Origin of the sequence: Herbaspirillum sp. B65, from assembly GCF_000333555.1 — a bacterium.
Lineage (GTDB): Bacteria > Pseudomonadota > Gammaproteobacteria > Burkholderiales > Burkholderiaceae_D > Herbaspirillum > Herbaspirillum rubrisubalbicans.
The window spans coordinates 1-6,551 of the sequence record NZ_BADI01000178.1; the positions used below are offsets into that span (position 1 = coordinate 1).

A 6,551-nucleotide genomic window follows, 5' to 3' on the forward strand; every position below is an offset into this window, starting at 1 on the left:
CGCTGTACTTCGGCGGCTCCTCGGACGAGGCCATCGACCTGGCCGCCGAGCAGGTCGATGTCTACCTGACCTGGGGCGAGCCGCCGGCGGCCGTGGCCGAGAAGATTGCCCGCGTGCGCGAGCGCGCCGCCAAGGCAGGGCGCACGCTGCGCTTCGGCATCCGTTTGCACGTGATCGTGCGCGACACCAATGAAGCCGCCTGGCGCGCCGCCGATGAACTCATCAGCCGCCTGGATGACGAGACCATTGCCAAGGCCCAGGCCAACTTTGCCCGCATGGATTCGGAAGGGCAGCGCCGCATGGCGGCCCTGCACGGCGGCCGCCGCGACAAGCTGGAAGTGAGCCCCAACCTGTGGGCCGGCGTGGGCCTGGTGCGCGGCGGGGCTGGTACCGCCCTGGTGGGTGATGGTCCCACAGTGGCCGCGCGCATCAAGGAATATGCGGACCTGGGCATCGATACCTTCATCCTGTCCGGTTATCCGCATCTGGAAGAATCGTATCGTTTCGCCGAACTGGTGTTCCCGCTGTTGCCGCGTGCCCAGCGCGCAGCCTTGACCGGTCACAACCTGACCGGTCCCTTCGGCGAGATCGTCGGCAATACCGAACTGCCCAAGGCCGCGCCGGTGCGCGTGTCGGCCAGCTGAGGTCAGCATGACGAGTGCCTCCGATACCGTACTGCCGGGCGCTGCCACCGCCGCGCAGCCATCGGCCCAGCCCAAGGCCGCCGCCAAGAAATCGCGCCCGCAGCGCGACGCCTGGATCGGCTGGATCCTGCCGCTGCTCTTGCTGGTGTGGTGGGAAATCGCCGCCCAGGCCGGCTGGCTGTCCAGCCGCATCCTGCCGGAACCGTTCGCGGTGTTGAAGGCCGCCTGGCAGCTCTCGGCCAGCGGCGAACTGTGGCACCACCTGGCGGTCTCCAGCGGTCGCGCCGCGGCCGGCTTTGCGGTCGGCGCCGGGCTGGGTCTGATCCTGGGGCTGCTTTCGGGCAGCCTGCGCTGGGCCGAACTGCTGCTCGATACCACCTTGCAGATGGTGCGCAACATTCCAGCGCTGGCCTTGATTCCGCTGGTGATCCTGTGGTTCGGCATCGATGAGACGGCCAAGCTGTTCCTGGTCTCGGTGGGGGTGTTTTTCCCGGTCTATCTCAACACCTTCCACGGCATCCGCTCGGTGGACCAGGGTTTGATCGAGATGGCCAAGAGCTACGGCCTGTCGGGCTGGCCGCTGTATCGCGACGTGATCCTGCCGGGCGCCTTGCCTTCCATCCTGGTGGGCCTGCGCTTTGCGCTGGGGCTGGTGTGGGTGCTGCTGATCGTGGCCGAGACCATTTCGGCCCAGGCCGGCATCGGCTACATGACCATGAATGCCCGCGAATTCCTGCAGACCGACGTGGTGCTGGTGGGCATCCTGCTCTACGCCTTGCTGGGCAAGCTGGCCGATACCGCGGCACGGGCCCTGGAACGCTTCTGGCTGCGCTGGCATCCGGGCTATCAATGACACGCAACGAGACTGCATCAGGGACCACCATGCGCAATGACACACAAGAACACCGTGAACTGGGCCGCGCCGCCGGCCGTGGCGTAGGGCTGCGGCTACGCGCCGTGTCCAAGGCCTTCAGCGGCCGCACCGTGTTGCACGACATCGATCTGGACATCGCACCCGGCGAATTCGTCGCCATCGTCGGTCGCAGCGGCTGCGGCAAGAGCACCCTGCTGCGCCTGGTGGCGCAACTGGATGCGGCCAGCGGCGGCGAACTGATCTATGAACACGAGGGGGCGGGCGAGCCGGAAATCCGCATCATGTTCCAGGACGCGCGCCTGTTGCCCTGGAAGCGGGTGCAGGCCAACGTCGCCCTGGGCCTGCCCCGGCAAGCCGCGCCACAAGCTGTCAATGCCTTGCGCCAGGTCGGTCTGGAGCAGCGCGCCGGCGAATGGCCGGCGGTGCTCTCGGGTGGCCAGCGGCAACGCGTGGCGCTGGCCCGGGCCCTGGTGCACGACCCGCAATTGCTGTTGCTGGACGAACCGCTGGGCGCGCTCGATGCGCTCACCCGCATCGAGATGCAGACCCTGATCGAATCGCTCTGGCGCGAACGCGGCTTCACTGCCTTGCTGGTCACGCACGATGTGCAGGAAGCCATCGCCCTGGCCGACCGCGTGCTGCTGATCGAAGACGGTCAGGTGGCGCTGGACCAGCGCATCGCCCTGGCGCGCCCGCGTTCCCGCGGTCAGGCCCAGTTCGCCGCACTGGAAGAAGCCATCCTGGCGCGCGTGCTGCGACACCCCGGTAGCGAGGCGGTTAGCGAGCCATCTGAAGCTATCTTCACGCCGCGTGGCGTACAGCAGGTGCAGTGGGCGGTGTGAGCTGTAGCGATATGAAGCTTTGAGCTGATTTTCAGAATCTTCGTGGTACCCCATTTCAACCCTACGGCGCGGCAGGTGCCGCCGTCGTTTCATCAAGGAGCAGAGCATGACCATTCAAGCAATCAACGTGCGTAACCAGTTCAAGGGCAAGGTCAAGGCCATCATCGAAGGTTCGGTGGTGTCCGAAGTGGACGTGGAAACCCCGGCCGGCATCGTGACCTCGGTCATCACCACCCGTTCCGTGAAGGACCTGGGCCTGACCATCGGCAGCGAAGTGGTGGCTCTGGTCAAGGCCACCGAAGTCTCGATCGCCAAGCTGTGATCATCAGGCCGCCCAGGCTGGACCCCAGTTAGGGGCGGCGTCTTTTTTTCAGGAGCAGGCCCGATGGCATATCAGGCACTGAAGGCTTATCTGGAGCGCCTTGATGCGCAACACACAGGCGCCGCGTCCGCTTCCTCTTCCAAGGTCTGGCTGGACGAGCAGGGGCGTGCCGCAGGGCGTTTCTTCAATACGTCGCTGACCTCGGCCTTCCAGCCGGTGCGCAGCTTCGACGATGGTCACATCGTCGCCTGCGAGGCTTTCGCCCGCAGTCATTCGGCCGTCGATGACGGCCTGCATCTGTGGAAGCTGCTGGACCAGGCTGCCAGCGACGATGAATCGGTGGAGCTGGACCGGCTGTGCCGCATGTTGCACGCCATTAATTACTATCGCCAGGTCGGCGAGGATGCGCCGGAATTGCACCTGTCGGTGCACGCGCGCCTGCTGGCGGCGGTCAACAACAATCACGGCGTGGCCTATCGCCGCATCCTGGCCGCGCTGGAGTTGCCGCACGAGCGCATCGTGCTGCAACTGCCGGTGGTCACGCCCAACCAGCGCTGGCTGCTCAATTACGTGCTGGACAATTACCGTCGCAACGGTTTCCGCCTAGGGGTGACGGCCAATAGTCCGCTGGAAGCGTTGGGCCTGCTGGACAAGGTCAAGCCCGACCTGATCAAGGTCGATGCGCGTGAACTGGCCGACCCCGACAGCGTGGCCTTGCTGTTGCTGCGGGCGGCCGAGCAGGGCGTGCGCATCTTCTTCAAGCGGGTCGAAAACCAGGAAGTGTTCGACAAACTGGCCTGGTACTGTCAGGCACTGGCCCAGTCCACCCTGGCCCAGGGTTATCTGTGGGACGTGCCCGGTGCGCGCCTGCCGGAAATTCTGACCGGCCTAAAGGACGCCGCCTGAGGCATACTCCCTCTTTCCATTTCCTGCCGCGAGTCCAGCATGAGCCTGTCCACCCCCTCGTCCTCGGCCACCCCGGCCCGACTGTCCGACTTTCGCGTGCTGGTGGCGCCGGGTTTGTCCGATAGTGGCCCGGAACATTGGCAATCGCGCTGGCAACGGCTCTATCCCGCCTTCGAACGGGTGCGCCAGGATGACTGGGAAACCCCTGATCTGCCGCGCTGGTCGGCGCGCCTGGATGAAGTGCTGGCGCGCGATGGCCGGCCCACGGTGATCGTGGCGCACAGCTTCGGTTGCCTGACCACGGTGCATCGCACCGCGGCCCTGCAAGCCGCCTCCGGCTCGGCCCATCCCATCGTGGCGGCCTTGCTGGTGGCGCCGGCCGATCCGGTCAAGTTCAGCCTGAGCGCGGCGGTGCGGCACCGCCTGCCTTATCCGGCACTGGTCATCGGCAGCGACAACGACCCCTGGATGAGCGCCGAACGCGCCCGTCACTGGGCCGAGGCCTGGGGCGCGCAGTTCCGTTCCATCGGCGCGCGCGGTCATATCAATTCGGAATCCGGCCTGGGTGACTGGACCGAGGGCCAGCAATGGCTGCTGGGTTTGCTGGAACGCATTGCCTGAGGCTTTTCTCTTCACCATTTCATTTTTCTTGAGCGCATAAAGTCGGTTTTTGGCCGGGCTTTATGCGCTTTTCTTCTAAGGACATGCAAAAAGTTTCGTTCTCTTTATAACTATCGGGTGCGAATATCGCTCACCTATAGTCGCATTTGTAATAAATAAAAAGAGAACGACAATGTCCGCATCCCCTGTTTCCCTAGCTGCGCCCCGCGCCGCGCCGGTCCGTGCCGGCGCGACCGGTCGGCGTGTGCTGCCCGGCTTCCGGTTGTCGCTGGGCTTCACCATTTTCTACCTGGCGCTGATCGTGCTGATCCCGCTGTCGGCGCTGTTTCTCAAGACGTTTACCCTGACCTGGGCCGGCTTCGTCGAGGCCGTGACCTCGCCGCGGGTGATGGCGTCCTATCGCCTGAGCTTTGGCGCCTCGCTGATCGCGGCCTTCCTCAACGTCATCTTCGGCGGCATCGTGGCCTGGGTGCTGGTGCGTTACCGCTTCCCCGGCAAGCGCATCATCGATGCCCTGGTCGATCTGCCGTTTGCCCTGCCCACCGCGGTGGCCGGTATCGCCCTCACCACGCTGTATTCGCAGAATGGCTGGCTGGGCAAGCTGCTGGTGCCGTTCGGCATCAAGGTCGCCTTTACGCCCCTGGGCGTGCTGGTGGCGCTGACCTTCATCGGCTTGCCGTTCGTGGTGCGCACCGTGCAACCGGTGCTGGAAGAGGCCGAGCGCGAACTGGAAGAAGCCGCCGCCAGCCTGGGCGCGAGCCGCTGGCAGACGTTTGTGCGGGTGATCTTCCCCACCATCATGCCGGCATTGCTGACCGGGTTTGCGTTGGCCTTCGCCCGTGCTTCCGGCGAATACGGCTCGGTGGTCTTCATCGCCGGCAACATGCCGATGGTTTCCGAAATCACCCCGTTGTTCATCGTCACCAAGCTGGAGCAATACGACTATGCCGGCGCCACGGCCATTGCCATGGTGATGCTGGTGGTGTCCTTCATCCTGCTGTTGACCATCAACCTGCTGCAAGCCTGGACCCGCAAGCGCGGCCAGTCGGAAAGGACCTGAGATGAGTGCTGCACCCATTTCCGCGGCCCGCCAGACGATTGCCCGTGGCGAACCACCGCTGACGCCCGCCGCCACCACCGAACCATGGTGGATGCGTGCGCTCCTGATCGGCATCGCGCTGGTGTTCCTGACGCTGTTCCTGTTCGTGCCGCTGGTGTCGGTGTTCTACGAAGCGCTGCGCAAGGGCTGGGATGTCTATGTCGCCTCCATCACCGAGGACGATGCCTGGTCGGCCATCAAGCTGACCGTCCTCACCGCCGCCATCGCCGTGCCGTTGAACCTGGTCTTTGGCGTGGCTGCGGCCTGGGCCATTGCCAAGTTCGAGTTCCGTGGCAAGAACCTGCTGCTGACCCTGATCGACCTGCCGTTCTCGGTCTCGCCGGTGATCTCGGGCCTGATCTACGTGCTGCTGTTCGGCCTGCAAGGTTATCTCGGTCCCTGGCTGCGCGAGCATGACATCAAGATCCTGTTTGCCGTGCCGGGCATCGTGCTGGCCACCATCTTCGTGACCTTCCCGTTCGTGGCGCGCGAGCTGATCCCGCTGATGCAGTCGCAGGGCAGCGAGGAAGAAGAAGCCGCGCTGGTGCTGGGCGCGTCCGGCTGGCGCACCTTCTGGCATGTGACGCTCCCCAACATCAAGTGGGGCCTGCTGTATGGCGTGATCCTGTGCAACGCCCGCGCCATGGGCGAGTTTGGCGCGGTGTCGGTGGTCTCTGGCCACATTCGCGGCGAGACCAATACCGTCCCCTTGCAGGTGGAAATCCTCTACAACGAATTCAACATCACCGGCGCCTTTGCCGTGGCTTCGCTGCTGGCCTTCCTGGCCCTGGTCACGCTGGCCATCAAGAGTGTCATCGAATGGCGGCTGCACCAGCAGCACAGCGCCAGCGAGCAAGTCTAAGGAGTGAGTCAGCATGAGCATCGAAGTCCATCACATTCAAAAGCGTTTCGGCAGTTTTACCGCCCTCAACGATGTGTCCTTGAATTTTCCTGCCGGCGAACTGACGGCCTTGCTGGGACCGTCCGGCTGCGGCAAGACCACGCTGTTGCGCATCATCGCCGGACTGGAGTCGCCTGATTCGGGCCAGGTGCTGCTCGATGGCGAAGATGCCTCGGCGCGCCACGTGCGCGAGCGCCAGGTCGGTTTCGTGTTCCAGCACTATGCGTTGTTCAAGCACATGACCGTGTTCGAGAACATCGCCTTCGGCCTGCGCGTGAAGCCGCGCAGCCAGCGTCCTTCCGAAGCGCTCATCCGCGAGAAGGTCAAGACGTTGCGGAACTG

Annotated in this window: 9 protein-coding genes; all 9 read left to right on the forward strand. The window is 64.6% G+C overall.

Annotation, left to right across the window (positions count from 1 at the left end):
• A partial coding sequence (locus I5W_RS04485; protein WP_044528342.1) for an LLM class flavin-dependent oxidoreductase occupies positions 1-644 on the forward strand: 644 nt, incomplete at its 5' end.
• Positions 645-651: 7 nt separating this feature from the next.
• Entirely contained in the window at positions 652-1,497 is an 846-nt protein-coding gene (ssuC, locus tag I5W_RS04490; RefSeq protein WP_044528343.1) for an aliphatic sulfonate ABC transporter permease SsuC, read from the forward strand.
• A 29-nt stretch (positions 1,498-1,526) separates the two neighbouring features.
• Positions 1,527-2,360, forward strand: a complete 834-nt coding sequence (locus I5W_RS04495) for an ATP-binding cassette domain-containing protein (RefSeq protein ID WP_044528344.1) — start codon at positions 1,527-1,529, stop codon at positions 2,358-2,360.
• 106 nt (positions 2,361-2,466) lie between these two features.
• A complete protein-coding gene (locus I5W_RS04500) occupies positions 2,467-2,682 on the forward strand; it encodes a TOBE domain-containing protein (protein ID WP_006464491.1) in 216 nt (71 codons plus the stop codon).
• A gap of 63 nt (positions 2,683-2,745) precedes the next feature.
• A complete protein-coding gene (locus I5W_RS04505; protein WP_044528345.1) occupies positions 2,746-3,588 on the forward strand; it encodes an EAL domain-containing protein in 843 nt (280 codons plus the stop codon).
• A 39-nt stretch (positions 3,589-3,627) separates the two neighbouring features.
• Complete coding sequence (locus I5W_RS04510) at positions 3,628-4,209, forward strand: RBBP9/YdeN family alpha/beta hydrolase (protein ID WP_044528346.1); 582 nt, start codon at positions 3,628-3,630, stop codon at positions 4,207-4,209.
• Between the two features lie 172 nt (positions 4,210-4,381).
• Positions 4,382-5,269, forward strand: a complete 888-nt coding sequence (cysT, locus tag I5W_RS04515; RefSeq protein ID WP_017454236.1) for a sulfate ABC transporter permease subunit CysT — start codon at positions 4,382-4,384, stop codon at positions 5,267-5,269.
• A gap of 1 nt (position 5,270) precedes the next feature.
• Positions 5,271-6,170, forward strand: coding sequence for a sulfate ABC transporter permease subunit CysW (cysW, locus tag I5W_RS04520; protein WP_044528347.1), 900 nt, complete (start codon positions 5,271-5,273; stop codon positions 6,168-6,170).
• Positions 6,171-6,183: 13 nt separating this feature from the next.
• The coding region (locus I5W_RS04525; RefSeq protein WP_044528348.1) for an ATP-binding cassette domain-containing protein at positions 6,184-6,551 on the forward strand (368 nt) is incomplete at its 3' end.